Annotated in this window: 16 protein-coding genes; 10 read left to right on the top strand and 6 right to left on the bottom strand. The window is 38.8% G+C overall.

All coding sequences use genetic code 11. From position 1 onward, the window contains the following. The first annotated feature begins 39 nt into the window (after positions 1 to 39). The 3 genes from J7I42_RS30260 to J7I42_RS30270 are packed head-to-tail and all read left to right on the top strand — an operon-like array spanning position 40 to position 3,586. On the top strand, positions 40 to 1,653 hold the full coding sequence (locus J7I42_RS30260) for an NAD(P)/FAD-dependent oxidoreductase (RefSeq protein ID WP_209143345.1): 1,614 nt from the start codon (positions 40 to 42) through the stop codon (positions 1,651 to 1,653). Between the two features lie 3 nt (positions 1,654 to 1,656). Next, positions 1,657 to 3,210, top strand: coding sequence for a hypothetical protein (locus J7I42_RS30265; RefSeq protein ID WP_209143347.1), 1,554 nt, complete (start codon positions 1,657 to 1,659; stop codon positions 3,208 to 3,210). Between the two features lie 10 nt (positions 3,211 to 3,220). Beyond that, positions 3,221 to 3,586: a helix-turn-helix transcriptional regulator gene (locus J7I42_RS30270; protein ID WP_209143349.1), complete on the top strand. Its 366-nt coding sequence runs from the start codon at positions 3,221 to 3,223 to the stop codon at positions 3,584 to 3,586. A 142-nt stretch (positions 3,587 to 3,728) separates the two neighbouring features. On the opposite strand, the gene J7I42_RS30275 is transcribed toward J7I42_RS30270, so the two are convergent. Next, positions 3,729 to 4,688 carry an IS4 family transposase gene (locus tag J7I42_RS30275; protein ID WP_317196272.1) on the bottom strand — a complete coding sequence of 320 codons (960 nt, stop codon included), beginning with the start codon at positions 4,686 to 4,688 and terminating at the stop codon, positions 3,729 to 3,731. A gap of 201 nt (positions 4,689 to 4,889) precedes the next feature. Further along, positions 4,890 to 7,628: an outer membrane beta-barrel protein gene (locus tag J7I42_RS30280; protein ID WP_209143353.1), complete on the bottom strand. Its 2,739-nt coding sequence runs from the start codon at positions 7,626 to 7,628 to the stop codon at positions 4,890 to 4,892. Between the two features lie 387 nt (positions 7,629 to 8,015). Here J7I42_RS30280 and J7I42_RS30285 point away from each other — a divergent pair, with 387 nt between their 5' ends. The 7 genes from J7I42_RS30285 (at position 8,016) to J7I42_RS30315 (ending at position 14,138) form a co-directional block, all read left to right on the top strand. Continuing rightward, positions 8,016 to 8,903, top strand: a complete 888-nt coding sequence (locus J7I42_RS30285; protein WP_209143355.1) for a glycosyltransferase family 2 protein — start codon at positions 8,016 to 8,018, stop codon at positions 8,901 to 8,903. 55 nt (positions 8,904 to 8,958) lie between these two features. Then, a complete protein-coding gene (locus J7I42_RS30290) occupies positions 8,959 to 9,423 on the top strand; it encodes a MauE/DoxX family redox-associated membrane protein (protein WP_209143357.1) in 465 nt (154 codons plus the stop codon). Positions 9,424 to 9,467: 44 nt separating this feature from the next. Further along, entirely contained in the window at positions 9,468 to 11,018 is a 1,551-nt protein-coding gene (locus tag J7I42_RS30295) for a hypothetical protein (protein ID WP_209143359.1), read from the top strand. Between the two features lie 23 nt (positions 11,019 to 11,041). After that, positions 11,042 to 12,592, top strand: coding sequence for a hypothetical protein (locus J7I42_RS30300; protein ID WP_209143362.1), 1,551 nt, complete (start codon positions 11,042 to 11,044; stop codon positions 12,590 to 12,592). Positions 12,593 to 12,621: 29 nt separating this feature from the next. Then, the gene (locus tag J7I42_RS30305; protein WP_209143364.1) at positions 12,622 to 13,116 is read left to right on the top strand and encodes a TlpA family protein disulfide reductase; all 495 of its coding nucleotides are present in this window, start codon (positions 12,622 to 12,624) and stop codon (positions 13,114 to 13,116) included. A gap of 199 nt (positions 13,117 to 13,315) precedes the next feature. Continuing rightward, positions 13,316 to 13,636: a hypothetical protein gene (locus J7I42_RS30310; RefSeq protein WP_209143366.1), complete on the top strand. Its 321-nt coding sequence runs from the start codon at positions 13,316 to 13,318 to the stop codon at positions 13,634 to 13,636. A 184-nt stretch (positions 13,637 to 13,820) separates the two neighbouring features. Next, a complete protein-coding gene (locus J7I42_RS30315; RefSeq protein WP_209143368.1) occupies positions 13,821 to 14,138 on the top strand; it encodes a hypothetical protein in 318 nt (105 codons plus the stop codon). 95 nt (positions 14,139 to 14,233) lie between these two features. On the opposite strand, the gene J7I42_RS30320 is transcribed toward J7I42_RS30315, so the two are convergent. From J7I42_RS30320 to J7I42_RS30335, 4 genes are read right to left on the bottom strand one after another with little or no spacing between them, the layout of a single operon-like run. Continuing rightward, positions 14,234 to 16,909, bottom strand: coding sequence for a S9 family peptidase (locus tag J7I42_RS30320; protein ID WP_209143369.1), 2,676 nt, complete (start codon positions 16,907 to 16,909; stop codon positions 14,234 to 14,236). 58 nt (positions 16,910 to 16,967) lie between these two features. Continuing rightward, the gene (locus J7I42_RS30325) at positions 16,968 to 18,494 is read right to left on the bottom strand and encodes a thioredoxin family protein (protein WP_209143372.1); all 1,527 of its coding nucleotides are present in this window, start codon (positions 18,492 to 18,494) and stop codon (positions 16,968 to 16,970) included. 26 nt (positions 18,495 to 18,520) lie between these two features. Further along, positions 18,521 to 19,981, bottom strand: a complete 1,461-nt coding sequence (locus J7I42_RS30330; RefSeq protein WP_209143374.1) for a RagB/SusD family nutrient uptake outer membrane protein — start codon at positions 19,979 to 19,981, stop codon at positions 18,521 to 18,523. A gap of 45 nt (positions 19,982 to 20,026) precedes the next feature. Beyond that, positions 20,027 to 23,458 (bottom strand): SusC/RagA family TonB-linked outer membrane protein, encoded by a 3,432-nt coding sequence (locus tag J7I42_RS30335; protein WP_209143376.1) that lies wholly within the window; start codon positions 23,456 to 23,458, stop codon positions 20,027 to 20,029. Positions 23,459 to 23,859: the final 401 nt, after the last annotated feature.

A 23,859-nucleotide genomic window follows, 5' to 3' on the forward strand; every position in this document is an offset into this window, starting at 1 on the left:
ATAACATTATTCAAAAAAGTATTCCTAACAACCGCTGTTATGGGTAAAAAAGCTATTATTATAGGGGCAGGACCGGCTGGGCTGACTGCAGCGTATGAACTATTAAAACGCACAGACATTACACCGATCATCCTGGAAAAATCAGGCGATATTGGCGGCATCAGCAAAACCATCAACTATAAGGGCAACCGGATGGATATGGGTCCCCATCGTTTTTTCAGCAAAAGTGACCGGGTAATGGACTGGTGGCTTAATATTATGCCCATGCAAACCTCAGAAGAAAAGAAGTTAACCATTAATTACCAAAATAAATCAAGGGAAATAAATACCAATGGCGCTCAACCAAATGACAACAGCGCCTCTGACAAAAGCATGCTCGTGATCAAGCGACTGACCCGCATCTATTTTCTTCGGCAATTCTTCTCCTACCCTATACAGCTGTCTCTGGATACCTTACGTACATTGGGATTAATCAGAACAATCAAAATTCTGATCTCATTTTTATGGGTCAGATTTTTTCCCCGCAAACCTGAGAAGAGTTTGGAAGATTTTATCATCAACAAGTTTGGAAACGAATTGTACGGATTGTTTTTTAAAGACTATACAGAAAAGGTATGGGGCGTACCCTGTGAAAATATTCCGGCCGAATGGGGCGCCCAACGCATAAAAGGGGTTTCCCTAGGCAAGGCCATCCAGCATGCCATCCAATCACTAAACAAACGAAAGGATAACTCTATAGCTCAAAAAGGCGCAGAGACCAGTCTGATAGAACAATTTCTATACCCCGCTCTTGGCGCCGGACAAATGTGGGAAGAGGTTGCCCGGAAGATAGAGATCATGGGTGGCAAGATCATCCCTCATTATATCGTAGAAAACATTATCACCTGCGACGATAAAGTAACCGGTATAGAAGCCCGGAATACAAAAAACAACGAAGTCTACCCTTTAGCAGGTGATTATTTTTTCAGCACCATGCCCGTACAGGAATTAATAGCCGGGATGAATGGTCAGGTGCCGATGGAGGTGAAAGAAATTGCTGCCGGCCTGCAATACCGGGATTTCGTTAACGTGGGAGTGCTGTTGCAAAAGTTACTCATCGATCTACCTGATAACTGGATCTATATACAAGAGAAGGAAGTAAAGGTTGGCCGTATCCAAGTCTATAACAATTGGGGGGGACATATGGTAAATGACCCCAACACCACCTGGCTGGGCATGGAATATTTCTGCAACAAAATAGATGCCTTCTGGGCCTTATCGGATGAAGACATAAAAAAGATCGCCATTGGCGAACTGGAAAAAATGCAACTGGCTAGAACAACTGATGTGCTTGATATAACTGTACAACGAATGGAAAAAACCTACCCGGCTTATTTTGGTGCTTACCTGCAATTTGATAAAATAAGAGACTATACCGACCAGTTTGACAACCTTTTCCTGATCGGGCGTAATGGCATGCATAAATACAACAATACCGATCACTCCATGTTAACTGCCATGGTGGCTGTGGACAATATTATAGCAGGGATCACCACCAAAGAAAACCTTTGGTCAATTAATACCGAACAAGAGTACCACGAAGAAAAGAAGTCTGTTGACAGCGATGTTGTTAAAAAAGAGACACCTACTTACCAAACCCAACACGTCAATTGATATATGGCATTCAGGGACAACATTCCGGCACAAGCATTTTTTTCATGGCTAATAAAAAGCTGGGAGAACCGCATCTTATTACTCATCTCCATGCTTATCATGGCACCTGCCTTTGCCTGGTTTAAGCGGATTTACCCGCTACCCAATATCTTTCCCGATTCCTATGAATACATACAAGGCGCGCTGGAAAAAAGAATGATCGATTACCGGCCAATAGGCTATACGAAATTTTTACAGTTCTTTCCTTTTATTACCCGATCGCATTTTTGGTTAGTGACCACTCAATTTATTTTAATGCAGACAAGTCTGCTGTATATGCTTTTCACCATTCGTTACCTGTTGCAACCAGGCAAATGGGTCTTTATTGTTTTATTGGTAGGTTGTGTACTTAACCCATTGATGTACCAGGTAAGCAATTTTGTAAGTAGCGACCCCTTATTTACTGCCCTGACCATGATCTGGTTTACCCAATTATTATGGATGCTGGTAAGGCCAACAACTGGGTTGTTATTATCGCATACCGTTGTCCTGTTCCTGGCCTTTGTGGTGCGGTACAATGCCATTTATTATCCGCTCATCAGTATCGGCATCGTTGTATTCTCCCGGGCGCCGCGTTGGTTAAAGGGTGTGAGTGCCGCGCTTATTGTTGTTTCCCTGGGCTATTTTGTAATGTATACCAAACAACAATTCAAAAAAATAACCGGCATTGCGCAGTTCTCCCCCTTTGGTGGCTGGCAACAGGCCACCAATGCCCTGGTGGCTTACTCCCAGGGAAATAATTTACTATCAGTAGAGAGGGTACCAGCCGAATTTAAAGAAGTACACACGCTGGTGAATCTGAATAGAAAACAATTGCAACAACCCCAATCATCAAAAGATGTACACAACATGGCCCTTTTTTATTTATGGGACTATAGATTTCCTTTAAGATATTACATGAATCAGCAAGGAGAAAAATATTCCATTAATTCTACCTTTATCCGCTGGGCGCGCATGGGGCCATTGTACAATTCCTATGGTAATTATTTAATAAAAAAACACATTGGTTTATATTTCAACTATCACATTCTATCTAACATAGAAATGTATTTTACGCCCATCCTGGAATTTTTAGAAGTATACAATGACCGCAAGGATAGCATTATGCCGGAGGGCGTTCAATGGTTTAACATTTCAGCCCATCCATTTAAAAAAACAATCAACAATGAGATAAAGATTACAGATTATATTGTGATAGCACATGGCATTTGTACCTTAATCCTGCTGTTAGCTGCATTTGGTTATGTTTGCCTGGCAACTGTAAACAACTGTGCCAAAGCTGCAAAGAAAACAGTTGATTGTTCCTTACTGGTATTGATTGCCAATGCTGGATTTAGCATTCTGGCTTCAACGATCGTATTGCGATACCAGGCATTTCAATTTATATTAACGATAATCTTTTGTATACTATTATCTGAATTCGTTATTCGGGACATTCTTCACTTACAAAAGCTGAAAAAAACAAAATCAATCAAAGAAACCGGACTATCCGAACGTGAGTTAATATTGAATGATTAAACCTTTTTATATGAGAAACGAGAGGCCTGTTTCCCCGCACGTTGCAGATGCGGTGCGCATCATTAAGCAGTATATTGAACAACACCCGTTGGAACGCATTCCCATCCCCAACCTGATCGCCAAAGTAACAATAGGCAAAAATTTGCTGCATGAATCATTTCGCCAACTAGAAGGCAAAACAATCATCCGATTTCAACTGGAAAAGCGAATGGAAAAAGCAAGCAGCCTATTGGAAGAAGGTAGATTGAGCGTATCCCAAATCGCCTGTAAATGCGGTTATCGGGAACAGGCAAACTTTACTTCCGATTTTAAGAAAATATTTAATTTAACGCCCAAAGAAAAAGTGTCACAAACGCTTGACAGCGTCTATTTTTAAGAATATCGAAATTAAATGCTATCACTAGCGTTTTGATATTAGTCAAACATATTCAATTGGTTATGATTTAGATCTTTGAAATATTGTTTTTGAGTTTGTTGAAATAGTTGATTTATGGGCATTTTTTCAAAAATGGAGATGCTTAAAATCTGTATTGTCCCCAAAAGGATTTTATTTTTAAATGCTGTTTAATCCATTTGAAAAACAATTCAATTTTCCATCGATGCTTATAAAGCTGAGCTATCTCAGTTGCTTTAAAATGAAAATTGTTTGTAAGAAAAACAAATAGTATCCCGCTTTCATGATCATAGAATTTTATCCTCCGAATTTTCTCAGGATAATCTTTAGCAACATAGAAATTATTAAGTAGAACGCTTTGATCACAGAGCACTCCTTTGCATTTATCCGAAGGATAGGATTTAACACGCCGACAGTTCATGTTGTCTTTGGCCCTGATAATGTAAAATGCCTGACAACCATGAATCCGGTAAAGTCGCTTGTAGTCTACATATCCTCTATCCATTATATAAAAGCTATTGGCTTCATAAGAAATAAAATCAAGTACATTCATGTCGTTAACAGAAGCCGCGGAAAAATATAAGAACTCAGGGATAGCGGTTTTCAAATCTAATTGCGTGTGTAACTTTATGCCTCCTTTTGTGCTACGAAAAGTTGCCCAATAAAATGTTGTTAAGCATAGGTCAATCGTAGTGGAATCTATGGCAAACACATTGTTCTCAAGTTCTACTTCCAGGTCACTATCACCTAAATACAATTGCTTTGCTTGTTTTATTAAGAGCATTGCGAGGTCATAATAAATCAGATACGAACGATTTTCATTTGCAGTAGAAAGAGTGCTTTTGGCAACCACATTACCTATGCTCCAATGATACATTTTGTCAGCATTTGCTTTTAAACACAAAATGGTATCGCTTAAACTTTCCCGATGAGTAAGCTGTCCGAAAGCCATACACAAGTATTGCTTCCAACAACTAAAACCCTTGACCTTATAATCGCCGTTATATCGGGTGACAATGGTTTGAAACGATGTAGATGAAACTAAATTCATTATTTGGGAGAAAATGTACTTGCCATTATTCACAAATAATTGATTTGCAATAATATACGGAAAATAATATTCTCGAAAAATCAAATCGTCTTAGGCCTAAAATCTCAGCAAACTCAATATAGACAATACTTTCAAAGAACTTATTATTAAAACATCAAAACGCTAGTGAAATGCTATTGTAATTCAAAAGATCCCGAATAATAATAGCATTTTCTTTTGTAGACCTCCTATCACTTATTTTTCAAATTTCTTTAAATTGTACGTAAAGCTCAACAAGAGGTACCGTTGCAATACCTGTGTTTGGCTATCTTCCAGGTAGTTTTGTGTAATGCTGCGAGAAACACCGGCATTTTGTTTTAAAATATCATAAACAGCCAGCCGCATCGTTCCTTGTTGCTTTTTAAATAACAGACAAATTAAGGCGGCATTCCACATAATGGTATTCTTATTGAAACCTGCCGCCATCCGGCTGTTATAAATATACTGCAAATTATTTTCAATGATCAACCAATTCGGACAATTCAGAAAGGTGCTCATTGAAAATGTTTTGGTAATAAAACTGGCATCATACATAGACTCGGCATTATAATACGTTTTATTATAACGCACATTAAATGACGGCATTATGCTTAGCAATTGTTTATAAATAAAACTTAACCCAAAATCTTGTGACATACTATACCCCTTTGAAACAATGGGCGCCTTGTTTATAGGAGCATTATTCCGCGTATAAGTTCCATAACTACCCAAATTCACGCGTAAGGTAGCGTTGGTGTTTTTCCACGTGTAATTATATTGCAGATTTCCCGCCACACCATAATTGCCGTTTATATTTACGGGCCGACTTACCTGCTTGCCTACGGCATCAAACCAGGTTTCATTTACTATCTGGTTTTGGGTAGTATAAAAATTTAACCCGCTATAACAATAAGAGTTTCCCTTTGAATGTCTGCCCTGTAAATTGAAATTATGAAAAAAGGAAGGCTTCAAACCGGGATTGCCCAATTGCACATATAGCGGATTTCTGTTATCAGGAACGGGTTGTAATTGCTCAATGGAAGGTTGCTGGCTACTTCCATTATATAAGATCGATACAGACCCGGTTTGGCTAAAATTGTATTCCATGTTCACAGCAGGCCTAAAACTGACATAATTTTGATGCTGCAAGGCATTTGTTAAAATAGTAACATTATCCTGTTTCAAAAATTGTAGTCCCGAACATATATCTGCTTTGAATTTATTTTTATAGAACGTAAATTTGAGATTGGGACAATGAGATTCTATAAGATTGCAAAGCGAATTAGTATAGGCAGTATCTTCCAGATCATATTTATCTGTTAAAATATTGAATCGATTAGTCATCTTTTCTGAGAAGCTTGTATTCCGGTTATAATCATACATCAAAATAGCTGTGATATACTTACTAAGTGGGTGTGCATAAGTGGCCATAAGTCCCAACGCCTTGACCGGCTTTTTCTCCAAACTCCGCTGATTCAACCCATCACTACTGTCAATTAAACCGCCTTTGTAATAATCATTCACGCCTATATTATCGTTGACAGAAGACAAATTAAGATAATTGTAATTCACCCCTAACGTAAATCCACGACCCGATTTATTCAATTGTCGACTTACGAAAAAAGCAGTGGTGAAATTCCTGCTATCGGAATTTGAAGCATAAAGGTTTTCACAGGCATTGATCCTTTCACCTAACAAGGAAGTAGAAGACGCCTTATTCCGGGTCAGCCCCTCACTTGTACTACGGCTTACATCTATTTTAAGGTAAAGGTCGGTTAAAGTATCCACGTTATAACTTGAATTCAGAAATATTCTATGATTGCCATATTGGCTTCCACTGCTGCTATAAGCATTATAAAAAAACGTAGAATCAGGCAGCATATTTTTTCTTTGTACCCTGGAGTAACTATCTGTATGATTATCGTTGTAAAAATAACTACCGTTTAATTTAAGCCGCTTTCCGAGGTTATCGCTGAAATTTACACCACCTGATATTGAATTGTTTAATCCAGGACTACCACCATTCAGCGAACTGCCGCCGCCGCGGTTTGTATTATCGGCATTACCAATGAAACTAAGTTGCGTTGAACCTTTAAAATAATTGATCATTTCATTGAATTCATATCGATCATTGGACCCATACCCGCCGCTGGCCCTTCCCAACCAGCCCTTTTGGATGTCTTTTTTCAAAGTAAGATTTATTGCCAGGTCGTCATTTCCATCAATGGTTTTGTTAAAGTGGGCTTCCAGGCTTTTATTAGCCACCACCTGTAGTTTATCAACAATGTCTTTGGGCAGGTTTTTAATGGCAATTTTCGGATCGCCGCCAAAAAACTCCTGACCATTCAGCATTATTTTTTTCACTTTTTTCCCATTAACAGTAAGATTGCCCTCATTATCTACTTGCACACCAGGTAATTGTTTCACCAGGTCTTCCACCATAGCATTGGGCGGGGATTTAAAAGACGATGCGTTAAACTCCAGCGTATCTCCTCGCACTGACATCGGAGGTCGCGCCGCAATAACAGTTACTGTTTTCAATTCATTGTATGCTTTTACCAGTCTAATCGTATCGAGCCGCTTTATTTTCGATTCATGAGTCATAATAAATAATTGGGAATAGTCATCATACCCCTGGGCAGTGATGATCAGCTTGCAGTTTGTATTGAACGGAACCTTGTTGATTGTAAATAAACCATTCCGGTCAGACAAGGCGTAATTCAACAATGAGGAATCTGAACATACATAAACGGCAATCGAAACCGATTCCAGCACTTGCTGGGTTATTGAGTCGATTATAATACCATTTACTGAACCATACCGGCTTCCCTGTGCATGTACACAGGTACCCGATAATAGTAAGCATCCTATTATCCAGGCACTCCAACGCATATTGTAAGGCGGGTAGTGGGGCTCAATAATACCTGTATATTTAAATTGACACCAGCCGCTCATTGGCTTTTCCTCTTATAAAACTACTTAATTCGACGCATATGTAACGAAAATGGATAAACTATCTTATTGTCGGGCTTATTCATCATTAACCGGGAAAAATTCAAAAGAAAAGAGGAAAAATTCATAACTAATGCAATGTAACTTGCTTCAGGGTTTACAACACACACAATATAGTTTCAGCAGACAATTCAACTTTACACAATCGATAAATTCTTACAATTGTGTGATATACAGACAATGAAGGCTATTTAATTACAATAACCAGGGGTTCAATAATGCCTATATTAAATTCACCCTTCAGAATGATCGCTCACATTCAACGTCTGTTCCTTTAACCTATTCCGTATTGAAATCATGAATATGATTGTTCAACCATAAAAGCCTTATATGCCATCAACACAAGAGAGCATGCGTCTATCCGCGCCCGAATCTACTTCGGCGCAACAAACCGAAAGCGCATCGTTCAGTACCGAAAAACCCCCATCAGTTAATGTGCTTATCAACAGGCTTACGATCATTGTTCCAGCTTACAATGAGGAAAAAACAATTACTTCCATCTTAGATAGGATCAATGAAGTGAAGTTGATAGGCAATATAGAGAAAGAAGTCATAATCGTGGACGATTGTTCTAAAGACAAAACTGGGCAGGCAGCACAGGAGTATATGACTTCCAATAGTGAACTCACCATCAACTATTTTAAATATTTACGCCACGATGTCAATCAAGGGAAAGGTGCGGCTATACATACAGGTATTGTGCATGCTACAGGGGAATACCTGCTGGTACAAGATGCCGATCTGGAATACGATCCGGGGGAATATAACACCCTGCTAAAACCTATTATTAATGCACAGGCCGATGTGGTATACGGTTCTCGCTTTATGGGCGGAAACGCCCATCGCATTCTTTTCTTTTGGCACTCTATAGGCAATCGCTTCCTGACCTTTTTATCAAACATGTTCAGCAATCTTAATCTGACGGACATGGAAACAGGCTATAAGATGTTCAGGACAGCTCTTATTCAACAGATCAAGCTGGAAGAAAAACGGTTTGGGTTTGAGCCTGAGATTACTGCAAAAATAGCAATGGTACCGGGATTACGAATCTACGAGGTGGGAATTTCCTATTATGGAAGAACGTTTGCAGAAGGGAAAAAGATAGGCTGGAAAGATGGCTTTAGGGCGATCTATTGCATTCTTAAATACGGCCTTTTTAATAATCAACTACTAATTAAAAAGAATCAACGCCTTTCGCTTAAACGACATGTTGCATAGAACTCTAAGATAATTGACAACACCCCCAATTACTGACACTTTCAAAATCAATTAAATGATTAAGCGTACTACTATTATCGAAACAATAACGTTGCTTAACATCATACTTTTTCTTTATACGGGCATAGCAAAGATGGATGACTACTCCGTTTTTAAGGAGCAGTTGACAGAAAGTCCAGTTCTTGCCCCCATTTCAAAAACAATTGCGATTTTACTACCAATATTGGAATTCCTTGTGGTGCTTATGCTAGCAATTCCTCGCTGGCGGCTAAAGGGTCTTTATACCACACTTGCTTTAATGATCATTTTCACCTGTTATATAACTATTCTGCTCACTACCAGTGATCATTTACCATGCAGTTGCGGAGGTATTATCGGATTACTTTCCTGGAAACAACATTTAATATTCAACGGTCTGTTTATTTTGCTTGATATATGGGCAATAAGATTGATGCTAAAAGAAAAAAATGAATCCACTTTCAAGTTAAATGAAGAAGTCAATTATAACATCTTACATTAAATCATTAGCAATTCGATTCTTTTTCAGTAGTAATCTTTGTTATTATGCTAGAACAACTAAATACAGCAGAACCTGTGGTCTCATTCAAGGACTTTTTGTTGAACAATAAACGTAACCGTATAACCCTAACACTGTCGGTCATAGCTATTGTAATACAATTTTCAATTTTTAAATACCTATATCCCTATGCCAGTTATATCCATGGAGATTCCTTCTCTTATCTCGATGCTGCGCATTTTAATTTAGATATTAACACCTACATGGTAGGATACTCGAGATTTCTACGATTGTTTAGTGTAATTACAAGTTCAGACTTAGCCCTTACAGCTTTCCAATACTTACTTATACAAGCTGGAGGCCTGCTTCTGCTGTTTACTATCCTCTATTTCTATAAGCCAGGTATATTAAGCCAGTACTTACTCCTAATTTTTATGGTGTTTAATCCATTATTTCTACATCTGGCAAACTTAATAAGTAGCGATTGCGTGTTTACCGCCTTAAGTCTTACCTGGTTTGCCCTCCTGCTATGGATCATTCATCGACCTGATAATAAAATTATCCTTTGGCATGCGATCGTCTTATTTTCAGTTTTTTGTATCCGTTACAACGCACTTATCTATCCATTTATAGCAATAATAGCTTTCTTCTTGTCATCATTACCATGGCGTAGAAAACTGATAGGTGTGGGAGCAGGCTTATTACTTTGTGGTTTGTTTGTGACTTATACTAGCTATAAATACAAAAAATTAACGGGTCATTGGCAATACTCTCCCTTTAGTGGCTGGCAGCTAACCAATAATGCCATGTACACCTATCGGTATGTCAACAAAGCAGATAGAAAACCTGTGCCCAAAAAATTTCAGGCTTTCGACAATATGGTACGTCAATATTTCGACAGCACCCGTGACACAAAGAAATTTCCGGTCGAAGCTCAAAAAGCAAGTACAGTATATATGTGGAGTCCCGGCTGGCCCATGATGAAATACCGGGATAGTCTGTTCAGGAAAGATTCCACAGCTATAGAATTAAAAAAATGGGCTTCGATGGGGCCATTTTATAAAGCCTATGGCTTATACATTATTAAGCAATACCCTGTGAAGTTTCTAGAATATTTTATTTGGCCAAATGCCAACAAATATTATGCACCACCGGTAGAATTTTTAGAAGCCTATAATTCAGGTAAAGATGAAGTATCTCCGACTGCTGCCGCTTGGTTTGGCTACACAACGCAGAAAGTTCACACCCGAATGAAAGATAACGAGACCTGGGTGCTGAATTTCTACCCAATACTATCAGGTATCATCAATGCGGTTATGGTATTTATGTTGCTATTCTACAGTTCGTTAAAAGGATGGCAGACGACCAAGCTGGCCAATAAAGGAATAATAATGGGTATTGTTGTATGGATTTTGAATGCTGGTTTTACCATTGGCGCATCATCTGCAGCACTTCGTTTTCAATCCTTCCCTATATTACTTACTACTACCCTCGTTGTTTTATTGTTGGACTGGCTTTGGAAAATAGCCATGAACAAAGACGTTTACGGGATATCAGCTAAAATCGAAGAAACCAAACCGAACCTGGCCATTAACTGATCAGTACAAAAAAATTCGCATCCATGCTTTTTCAACAAGCAATATCAGCTATTCCTTTTAAGCATTGGCTTTACAAAGACAAAGAAAACAAAAAAATGTACTTATTAGCCATATTGACCTTAACAGCATCATTTACATGGCTAAAAGTAATTTATCCATTTCCAAATTTTATTCCGCCAGACTCCTACAATTATCTGGAGTCAGCATATAGAAACGATTTTATTAATATTTGGCCAATTGGCTATTCAAAATTCCTACAATTGATAGGCCTTTTCAGTCATTCACACCTGGTATTGGTTATAATTCAATATGTCGTTTTACAAGCCAGTTTATTGTATCTGTTGTTTTCAATTCGATATGTGTTCTCACCAAACAAATGGCTATTCAGAACATTATTGACAGTAAGTATGCTTAACCCGTTGCTCCCCCATATTGCAAATTTTGTGTCTAGCGACTGCTTATTCACGGCACTAAGCATTATATGGTTCACGCAATTAATCTGGATTACATTGCGACCTACCCCCAAATTACTCATCTTACATTCGACGATTTTACTATTTGCCTTTACGGTACGTTACAACGCCCTTTATTATCCGTTTATAAGTGTATTGATTATAATCTTTAGTAGAACAACCAAAAACGTTAAATGGATTGGCATTATCTCAATCGCAGTTCTTTTACTTGCATTTATCGGCAGCACCCAGTATGAATACAATAAAAAGACCGACACTATTCAATATGCCGCGTTCGGCGGTTGGCAAATAGCAGCTAACGCCTTATATGGCTATGCATTTTCAAAGCGAGACCACGTGGAAGATATACCGGATAGATTTAGGCCTTTGCACGAATTAGTAAATCAACATATAGATTCTCTTGCAAAGTTAAATATGCGTCCTGATCGTGAAATAGGCATTTATTATCTCTGGGATTTTAAGTCACCATTACGGGTTTATATGAACCAACAATGGTCAAATGACACAAGTACTTCGTTTTTTAAAAAATGGGCACGTATGGCACCTTACTATGCAGCGTATGGCCGGTACCTTACATTGCGACATCCAAAAGAATTTACGACATACTATATATGGCCCAATCTGAAAAGATACTATTCGCCGCCAAGTTATTTTATGGGGGTCTATAATTTGGGATTTTCAACGGTAGACCCAATCGCAGTAAAATGGTTTAATTTAAAAAGCAACATGCTGTATACACGTAATGAAAGCAAGCAAATCCCGTTGGCAGATACCTTTTCCATCATCACGCCAATAATCAATCTGGTATTTGTAACCAGCTTCCTATCGTTTGTCTTTTTAGGCGGTTTCAGCCATTGCCTTAAAAATTATAGGCAGGTAATTCTATGTGCCATTATCATTTGGATTGGTAATACTGTATTCAGCATTTTTTCTGCACCCATTGAATTAAGGTACCAATTATTTCCTCTAACAATCAGCTTGATTTGGGCCAGTTTGTTTGTCGCGTATATTCTCCAGGTTACTTGGAACAGTTCGAAAAGCAATAAATCAAATGAATCAATTACCCCGGTGTTTGTAGAAGTTCCCAGATTTGAACAATAGCATTTCAAACATTCAAAATAGTATATAAAATGAAGCTTATAATTGCCACCATCGTTATCCTTTGCCTTTGCGGCTGTTTTGGAAAAAGACCCACGCTCGAGACCGGTCATGAAGGTAAAACCATGCCATCAATGAAATTACTAATGCTTGACAGTACTACAGCAATTGATACAAAGACCTGGATGAAAGGCAAACCTGTTGTCTTAATTGACTTCAGCCCATTCTGTCCCTATTGCCGCGCCGTAACACAAAAAATAATTGATGAAAACAAAGATCTTAGCGATATACAATTTGTCTTTCTTTCACAATTCCCAATCACGACACTTAAAAATTATACTACTGAATATAAACTAAAATCATATTCAAACATAACCGTTGCCTGGGATAATGATGGAAGTTTTGGAAAATATTTTAATTCACCTGGAGTACCATGCATAGCTATTTATAATAAAGATAGATTATTGAAGCAAGTATTAATGGGAAAAGTAAATGCAGGTCTCATAAAAGATATCGCTTTAGAATAACTTTTTTTTGCATGCGAAGGGCCCGGCCGGCAGCGTATGATCATTCGTTAAACCTGGTAGTTGCAACACAGGCTACAACAAATATGACAATACGCCTCTTTCGTTAAAAGCAAATACTGGACAAGCCGAAAACCAGTAAAAAAAGTAGGCAATAATTCAAAACTAAAGTTTAGCTTTTTTAATTAAAAAGCACTTTTTTATGAAAAGAGCAAAAATCATGTTATTGGCTATTGCAGTAATAGCTACCGTAGGCGGAGCTTTGGCTTTTAAAGCACAAAGATTTGCATTCCAGAATGTATACTGTGCAACACAGCCAGCTGGCGGCGCATTAACTTGCACCACTATAGGTGTTCCTTTCTCAACAACAAATGTAAGCCCATCGTTTACAACTCCTTGCAAAACCTGGCATGCTGCATTGGGAATAACTACTACCTCTTATTATACTACTACAGGGCAGAGTGGCATTGCATGTAAACTTGGACCGGTAGCAGCACAAGTAACAGACGCTCCTACTCCATAACACAAAAGAATACTTCTGTATTAAAATGTCAATCCTTATGAATTAAGTATTCCTAAGTGAACTTTTAGAAAAAATCTAATTCTTAGTACAGAGGAAATTCAAAAGAGACTGAGTCACATCAGTCTCTTTTTCTTTATTTTTTTAAATCTTTTAATAATTACAACTAAAAGTTAACTTTCTTTTTATGAAAAGAGCAAAAATCATGTTAATTGTTATTGCTGTAATAGCTTCGGTAGGTGGCGTTTTGGCTCTTAAAGCACAACGATTTGGAATTTGTAATGTGTACTGCGCAACCAAAGTAAACAACATATTAACCTGTACTACCGTTGGTGTTCCTTTTAGTACAACAAATGCAAGTCCATCATTTACAACTCCTTGCAGAACCTTTCATGATGCGTTAGGAATAACTACTACCTCTTATTATACTACTACAGGTAGTGGCGGTATTGCATGCAAAATTTCACCAGTACAGGCTTGGGTAACATCATGCAATATCCCATAAAAGGTTGACCTCTCGTCGAGTAACTTGATTGCAGAAAACGAAATATTAAAGAGGTTGCGACTCAACCTCTTTTTGGCTTACAATTTACAACACCTTTATTTATTCAAATTTATAGATGTTGATTCGGTGGTTTCTAATTCATATCCAGTTTCTACCCCTTTTAAAGTGGCTGGTATGCCTCGTACCATCCATCTGGGTGCTGATTTCCCTTTTAAATAATGATCAAAAAATTGCATTAATCGTATTGTATAATCCTCAGCATCCTTTCCACCTAACTGATGCCCACTCATATCATATTGGAGCATCCATACCGGTTTTCCAAGCCTCCTAAGTGCGAGAAAAAGCTCTACTCCCTGCGCAAACGGAACTACACCATCACCTTTACAATTGAACATTAGTAAAGGTGTATTTATCCGATCGGCATTAAAAACTGGTGAATTTCGTATATATTCGTTCTTTTTTTCCCAAATAGTTCCGCCTATTCTATAACTTAATATCTCAGCCAAATAAGCTAAGCTATAACCAGTCTCTCTGTTAATCGAGCCTGTATTGCTCACCAAATCCGAAGCTCCAGCTGCCGAGGCAGCCGCTGCGAATATATTTGTTCTGCTAATAAGGGCATTCACTTCATATCCGCCTAAACTATGTCCCTGCAATCCCATTTTTGCGGAATCCACCCAGGGAAATTTTGCTAAATATAGTGCAGCAAGAGCGACTGAATTGTAAATGCTTTCGATGGGCTCTCCAATGGTATATTTTATATCTGGTACGAACATTAGGTATCCATTGCTCACAAAATGCGGGATATTTATATTATGTTCGGTAGCACCGGGCAAGAGGTATTTATGTAACTCATCCGATTTTTCCTCATAAAAGTGAAAAATTACCGGATATTTCCTGCTGGAATCAAAATTTTCAGGCTTGTATAAAATACCCTGCAACTTTTTCCCACCAGGTGTTGTCCATTCATGCAATTCAGTAGTAAGCCAATTATAATTACTTTGCGGTTGCAAATTGCTTAATCTTACGAAGGTTTTGAAATCTTTTGTAAAAAAATAATTAGGAAATTCTGATTCACTTTGCCTCTGTACTATCCAGGAATTAGAACCCGCAGCCTTTTTGGGTAATTCACCCCCATTTTTCCAACAATACAGATATGGCCCCATCGTTAATGGTTCCGGATTTGAAGGTTTTGCTAGATTCAATAAATAAAATCCATTGGCTTTGTCTGATGGGCGGAATGCCAATAATACAATTTGTTGTTCAGTTATTAGTTTATCGGGAGAGAAAATTTGAAAATTAATTCCGTTCGCTCGGCCATAACCCTTTGTCAGACAAACAGGCGTATTTATACCTGCGGGATCCAAGAGCCAAAGATCATATTCATCGTTGATAACAACACCCTTACCAGGTAACCATGCTTTAAATAGACTATAAGGCTTTGGTAAACCGGCTCTCGTATGCGGAAAATCACAAATAGAGAAAGGAACGTTTTGTGTAATATTGATTGCTTTTCCACCTTTTATAGCGTAACTAAAATAGGCTTGTTGTTGGGGATCATAATACAGCACATATTTTCCATCTGGTGAAAACCCATTATAATCACTGAACACCATGCTATCTTTTATCAATCGCCTTGCTCCATTGTTGGCATTTACCAGGTAAAGTGGTACCCGGCAGGCGGCACGCCAGTTATTTTCTTCAAAATGACAAAGGTTGGTAGTTAACAAAAAATAATCATCGATATCTTGTCGATTTTCATACAAATATTCATTTTGACCTTGAATTATTGTCGCATCTACTCGGCTTAAGTTGATAACCCCCTTATAACTAATATGTGCGTCTACTTCATTTAATTGTTGGGCTTGTAATTTATCATCCATATAACTCCAGACATCCACCATCACCCCTGATCGATTAAGCGAGGTACTTACAACTTCATTCATGTCAAAAAATAGTCGGCTTCCATCCCGACTAAATGTTGCATTTGAAATTTCCACTCCTTTGGGTATCCCAGGTGTTTGCGCATTCAGTTTTTCAACAGCCTGAGCCATTCCAACCTGGTAATACCAGACACTTTTTTCCGATTGACCATCTTTATTTTTTTCTGACTTTAAAAAGATAACCTGTTTACCTTCTGAGTCAAAAGTAAAATTACTAAACTGTACTTGGCCGCTTTTTTTATAGACGCCCCATGAATTTAAGCCCTCTGTGTTGACCCATTCAATAACAGTATTTCGATCCAATTGATCCGCCCTTTCTATAACCAGCGACTTACCATTTTTACTAATTGCAAAGTCAATAACTCCAGAGATAATTGTAGTCGTTCCTTTTGTTAGGTCTCGCAATAATAAATTGCCGTCTCCATTCACATTCTGTTGCATGGAAATCCATTGCTTTGATCCTGAGCCGCCAACTTCATACTTCTGGATATGTGGGTAATATTGCATTTGTTCTTTACCTAATTCTATCAAGCAAAGACTATCAGTATTTAAATTACAAATCACCCATCGGCTATCGTCAGTAAACTGAGCGTTTATCCCTCCAGCAATCTCCTTCTTCCAATTATTGTCAGTAGACTGTATAATTATTGTATTATTCCTCCCCTCCCCTGATTCCATTCTAACGGCTATAAACCTTCCATTGGCGCTTATTATAGGACTATTCAACGCAGGCCAACGATCAAAAACAGTACTATCAATAGCTCTTTTTTGTTGTGCAGCTATTGATAAAGATGAGGTTGTAAAAATAAATACTAAAAGGAATTTCATACGGCAAATGAATATTATACTAAAAATACAATTACTCTATTAAGTTACGCCAATTTCCTTAATTCACCACATCAAAACCAACGGGCCAAATGGGCAATCCATTTTTCATTTTGGCAAAATTATTTGCAATCTCACTATTGTTAGGATCAATTTGTGTCGCTTTCTCCTCCCATTGAAGGCTTTCTTTAACCTGTCCTGCCTTATATAGCAAGATTGCATAGGTGTCTAATCCTACAGCATTCGTCTTTATCTCTTTTGGATTCCTTTTAAAAAACATTTCCATCCAGGCGGCAGCATTTTGAAGCTCCTTCTTATTTTTACCATAAAGAAAAACTTCCATACAAGAATTATTCAAAACCATTCCATTAAATCCCCACCCACCGGTTCTATTCATTTCCGCCACCAGATTTGTTATATACTCTTTTTTATTTCCGATAAGATTGTACCAGCTAATTTTCGGAGAAAATTGCAGCCATTCGGCGTATACGGATCCGTATTTCTTTGCAATTGTATAATTTAAATTATTCCAATCAGGATCAGTTAGGCTTTTATTATTTTTTCCTTCCTTAATTGCTTTCCATGCTGGGTTGAAAGTCGGCACTCCAAATTCTTGATTTGAAATTACATTGCTTAAAGCATCAACAGTCCAATCTTTTTTACCCATTATTTTATCAACGCGCCTGGCATTCTTATATAATACCTGAAAACTTTTATCACTTGATTGGTGCAAAAACATCCTCACATATTCTAACGTATCCTTGTTGAATAACTGCGAATCAGTCATTTTACTTATCCAAATATCCGTTGCTTTCGCAGCAAGGGAATCATCCTTTGCCGCATAGATCAAAAAACGTATAGCCTGTGTACTCGCCAGGTCCTCCATTGACAAGCTTTTGATTTTTGGCGTACATACTTCTTTTGCCCATTTCCTGTCTTGTTCCTGTTCAGCAAATTCAAACACAAAGTATAAATTATCCTGCTTTATCAATTCTTTTGCGTCCAAGTTTTGAACATATGTAGTCGCTATGGCCTTTGCCAGACTAGCGTCTCCCGCATATCGAGCAGCAATCGCCAATTGTCTCAAATCCAAATTTTCATATTGACCTGCTTTAAATAATTCTATCTGCTTAATGTAACCTTTTTGCCCAAGTGCATCATTTGCCAAACTGATGAACTTATTGACATTAAAACCCCCACTGGCCCGGTGTACCAATTCACCCGATGGAGCAAAAAATAAAAAGGTGGGAAAAGCTCCAACCTTATAATCGCTATTTATTTTTTCCGCATCCTCATACCTGCTTTTAATTGCTTCCGCATCTTTTGTTGAACGGTCAGCTTGAACTCTTATAGAAATAAATTTATCATTAAACACTTTACCGACTTCTGCTAACGGATAAACATCCTGGTCCATCAATTTGCAGGGACCACACCACGTAGCATACACATCCAGAAAGATGTATTTATTTTCCTCTTTGGCTTTTTGCCTCACCTGTTCCCAGGAAAGACCATTGGCCCATTGGATTCCCTGGGAAAAACTAAATACAGGTATAAGCATAACCCAAAAGGACAACATTCTCTGTTTCATAATATAATTTAGTTTTAAATGAAAGGTCAATACCCCGGATTATTAGGATGTAGATTGGGATTTAATTTTATTTCACCCTGAAACAGGGGATAAAGTTGCCAGTTGGTATTCCAGATAAATCCAGGTCTTTTTGTAGGCAAGACTGTACTCATTACTCCGTCTATTTCTCCGGTTCTTTTTAGGTCAAACCAGCGATGCCCCCACTCCGTAAACAATTCAACTTGCCGTTCATGCAGTATGGTGTCAAGTAGAGCAGCCTGCGTAATGCCTGGATCTGTAACAGCGAGCAAAGGCAGTTCAGCCCGATCGCGCAGTTTATCTAAGTCAGTTATAGCCTCCGCTATTTTATTTTGTTTTGCTTTGACCTCAGCCCTGATTAAATATTGTTCTGCTAAACGGAACACCATTAAATATTCCGAATTATTTGGATCAGTTTTCTGTTGGTACTTAAATGGATAATAATAAGTAGTTGTACTGCCGGTAAATCCCTTGATCCATTCTGTTTTGCGTCTATCACCAGGCTCAAAAGCGTTCATTAAAAAATCACTTATGTAAGTTGGACATGTAAAATTTGGTTCGTCAGTTAGGATAAAATGAAAGGCTTCGGTGTTATAATCTGGATTTACATACTGTATTTGCCAAATGGCTTCGAGATTATTTTTTTTGAACACCTGGTCTAAAGTACTAAGACCAAATAAAGCATTATTATTAATGATGGATGTGGCTTGCGCTTCGGCACTTGCATAATTATTGGCATCGCCGGTCAGGTTTCCGTAATATAAATAGACCCTTGCTAACAGCGCTGCCGCCGCCCATTTATTGGGACGAACCCTTTCTTCACTGCCAGCAGGGTAAATGGTTAAAGCATTCGCCATAACATACTTATCACTAAGAAGTTCCTCAGCATTTTTAAGATCGTAAATAATTTGCTGGTAAACATCCCCAATAGGCATTCGAGCAGTAACAGCATTTACCCGCCAATCACTGGAAATCATAAGTGGCACCTTGCCATAAAAATTAACCAAATAAAAGTGAAAGAAGGCGCGTAAAAAATAAGCTTCTCCTAGTAGCTGCATTCTTACAGCTGGAGTTAGTGAACTGGAAGCAGTTAAACCCTCAATCGCCGAATTTACCGTTAATAATGTTTTATAATAATCCTGCCAATAGCTAGGTGAAAGATCGACCATTGACGATAAGTTATTTTGATATAATTGCTGATTCCTGCCGAAGAAAGCACCAGCACTCAGTGTTAGTTCATCAGCAGACAAACCACTACTTAGCGAGATGCCAGCTCCGCCCGTGCACACCCCCCCATCTCCCATATAAGAATAGACTCCAGTTAAAACAGAAGCTGCCGTAGCGTCATTACTGTATGTATTCAACGCAGTCAGCGAGGTACTGGGTGCCTGCACCTCCACGAATTTTTCGCAGGAAGCTCCCATTAAAACAATTAATATAAATAAAACACCTTGATATGATGATTTCATTGCTTTCTATTTAAAAGGCCAAGAATAAATACCTAACTAAATGCTTTAAAACGTCAACTGTACCCCAATCGTCCACATCCGTAATGGCGGCATAGAAATTAAACTACGGGTTTCCGGATCGGACCCTTTATAGGTAAGAATCGTAAAAAGATTTTGCGCCTGAGTGTATACTCGTGCATTATCTAATCGTAAAACCTTTTTAATTTTTTCAGGCAACTGCCAAGAAAGCGATACATTCTTCAATCGAATATATGACGCATCCACCCAAATGGCATCGCTGTTTGACATATAATCAAAAGCTTTATAAATACTAAAATCCTGATTGTATCTCTGTACTGGAGCATTGTCACCGGTTTTTTGCCACCGCTCTAATATGGAAACGGGCTGGTTTTGCATATGGTTACCGATGCTTTTAGTAAAACTCCCAGGGTATCTTCCGCGCTGATTTGTTTGCCCTAACTGTTTCTCAAATTGAAATAGGATGTCCAATTGTAAATTCTTCCAGGAAAAACTATTTTGAAAGCCACCATAATATTTTATGCCTGTATATAGCGGTATCTGGGAGTAAAGTCTGTTGGTTATAGGGTCAATTGCTGTATCTGGTTGGAAGGTAAGTCCACCTTTTCCGTCATAAAACTGGTATACACCGGTGGCCGGATCAACCCCCGCAAAACTGTATACAAAGTCCGTAGACAACGGACGACCAACCAGGCGTTTGTCAACAACAATGGCATTAGGGCTTATAGACAGCAATTTATTTTTTGGAATGGTTAGATTTATCGAACTGCTCCATCGAAAATTGGTTGACCGGATATTCGATATATTAACAGTAAACTCCCAGCCTGAGTTTTGCACGGTAGCATCCAAATTAGCTGGAATAGAGGCTGCCCCAGTAGTTCGCGGCAATTCGTAAGAAGTCAACTGGTTAGAACACTGATTGCGATAATAAGAAGCGCTTAACAAGATTTTATCGTGCAAAAACCCTAATTCTATAGCGCCTTCTAATTTCTTTGTTTCTTCCCAAGCCAGATCAGGATTAAAAAGTCCATCTAACCCTAAAGAAAGACTGTTTTGGTATGGTATACTATAACTAACATAATTGTATAAGTTCAGATACTGGTAATCCCCAACCTGATCACTTCCTGTTGTTCCGTAACTACCTCTAATTTTACCAAAACTTAGAAAGGGTAGTGTTTTCAATATAAAGTTCTCTTGCGAAAAAACCCAACCAATACCAGCCGCGCCAAAATTAGCAAAGCGTTTATTAGGACCAAACCGGCTTGTACCATCTCGTCGTCCTGTTACATTTATTAGATATTTGTCGCGATAGTTATAATTCAACCTGCCAAAAATGGCATTGTATTTATAAACGGCATCAATGGTATTATTAACCTCTACTGAAGCCGCAGCTTTTATATCTTCCAGCACCAGATCGTTGTTAAATCCCAAACCTGTGAATGCCTGTCCTTTACTATTATTTTCCTGGATAGTTGCTCCCACAAGGGCGCTTAACCGACCGCTGCCTAACTGGGTTGTAAAACTAAGCTGCGGCTCTATCACCCAGGTATCGTTTTGAGAACTGGCAAATTTGGATTCCCTTTGAACATATGGAAGTAATATTGGTGCAAATGCACTAGCCGGCTTAGTACTTATTTCATTAGATTGCATGCTGGTGTATCCGCCGCTAACCTTTACCTCTAGGCCTGGCAGCAGCTCGTAACTAAACAAAGCATTTGTCACCAGGTTATTGACCCTTCGTTTGTATACAAGATTCAGATAAGCAAGCGGATTTTCCCAGGTAGGAAAACCAGTTGCTGTATCGGGAGCCCAATTAAGACTACCATCCGCATTATATAATGCCGGTGCATCAGGGGCCAGATCTGTGTACTCCGATAGATCGTAATTAGGTAGACTATTTTTATCTACCATGTAATTGCCAGACAACTGCACTTTTAGCTTCTTGTTAATAGAGTTACTATTAACAGCAAAACTAATATCCCCTTTAGGGTTACCAAAACTACCAGGGAAAGTGGTAGTTTGTTTATTAAAATTATAGCCCAGACGATATTGAACAACATTGTTTCCACCATATAAAGACAATTGAACATTGGAATATTTGGCAGTACCACCTATTAGCTCTTTATTCCAATCTGTATAACGTGTAGTATCCCACAAAGTAAGATCATAATTACTTCCATTGGGCGTCAAGGTAGTAATATCCACCCCATCATTTCTATAGGCCTCATAACGCGTTTCCAAATATTGCCTGGTATTTAACCTGGGGATAAAACGGGTTACGTTTCCCCAGCCTTGTTGGATATTAATATCAACTCTCGTGGGGCCCACTTTTCCTTTCTTAGTAGTGATCAACACAACTCCGTTTGCAGCCCTGGTTCCATAAATGGCAGTGGCATCTGCATCTTTTAATACCTCTATTGACTCCACATCCCCCGGATTAAGGTAACTAAGCGGATTACCCGTTGAGTAAGAGTTACCTGAACCGGATGTTCCGGTTATCGCAGTCAGTCCGGGTAACATCTGGCTTTGATACGGCACGCCATCCACCACATACAAGGGATCATTACCATTACTGATACTATTTTGCCCGCGGATCCGAACTGTAACGCCGGTTCCCGGTAAACCAGTCGCTTGAATAATTTCCATACCAGCTACCCTTCCTTCCAGGGCTAATAGTGCATTTGTCACTGGCTGTTTTTCAATATCAGCCGCTTTTACCGTACTCACGTTACCAGTATTGAGTCTTTTGGTGGTGGTCCCATACGCGATGATCTGCACCTCATCCAACTGGCTGGTCTTTGTTTTTAACTTAGCCAGGATTTCCTTTTTCCCGCTCACATTTAATTCAAAGCTCTCCATATTCACACTGGTGAATACCAACACAGCGTTATCTAACACATCCGCAATATGAAATTCGCCATTTGCGTCGGTTATGGTTTGCTTCTTGGTTCCTTTGACGGTAACCGTTACCCCTGCCAGTGGTTTTCCATTCTCATCCACTACTTTACCCCGAACATCTATGGGTGGGGGTAAGGGTAGAGACGATTCGTCTCTGACTGGCTCATCATTTTTTTTTGAAATGGTGATTATTTTATTCGAGATGATATAGGTTAGGTCCTGTTTTTTAAAACAGAGATCGAGCACATCTTTCAGCGTGGCGTTCTTTACTTCTATATCCACGGGTTTGGCATTTTTCAAATCCTCGTTGGTAAAGAAGAAATTGTAACCGGTTTGTTTATTTATCTGCGTGAAGATCGTGACCAGCGACGCCCCCTTTTCCTTCAGCGTGATCCTTTCCTGCGCCGGGCTTTTGGCGCTGACCTGTAATAAACCAACCAATAGTATAAAAGCAGTTATTCTCATAATTCTTACCGCCTGCCGGTAGTTTTTGTTACGCATGGCGAGCTGTGGCATGGGAATGCCGAAAGCCCGTTTTTTGCAGACACCGAAATGTTGCATAAATTCGAGTTTTGGTTTAAGAAATGACGTTCCTTGTTGTTTGTTAACCATCTGGCCGTAGTGTCGTAAGCACTACGGCTTTTTTATTGGCCTATGTGGTCACATAAGGGTGGCTAGTACCCTTGGTAAGTCTTTCCCTCCCCTTGCGGGGAGCCGGAAGGGGCTCAATGGTTAAAAGCATGTAAGGATCCAGGCAGTAATTCGAGATGTGCTTTAGGAAATACTATAGTGTAAGGCTGACAGGAAGGGAACTGCAAGTAAAGGGGTCTTGCGCTTGCACGGGTAACGGATGTCTTTCAAAAAAACTGAACCGCTTGCATAAGCATAAGCATGCTGTCCTAACAGTTTCCTTCAAATGAACGATCGAATTTGGTTCAATGGCTAATGGTATTCAACAATAC

It is taken from the genome of Niastella soli, assembly GCF_017742245.1.
GTDB lineage: Bacteria > Bacteroidota > Bacteroidia > Chitinophagales > Chitinophagaceae > Niastella > Niastella soli.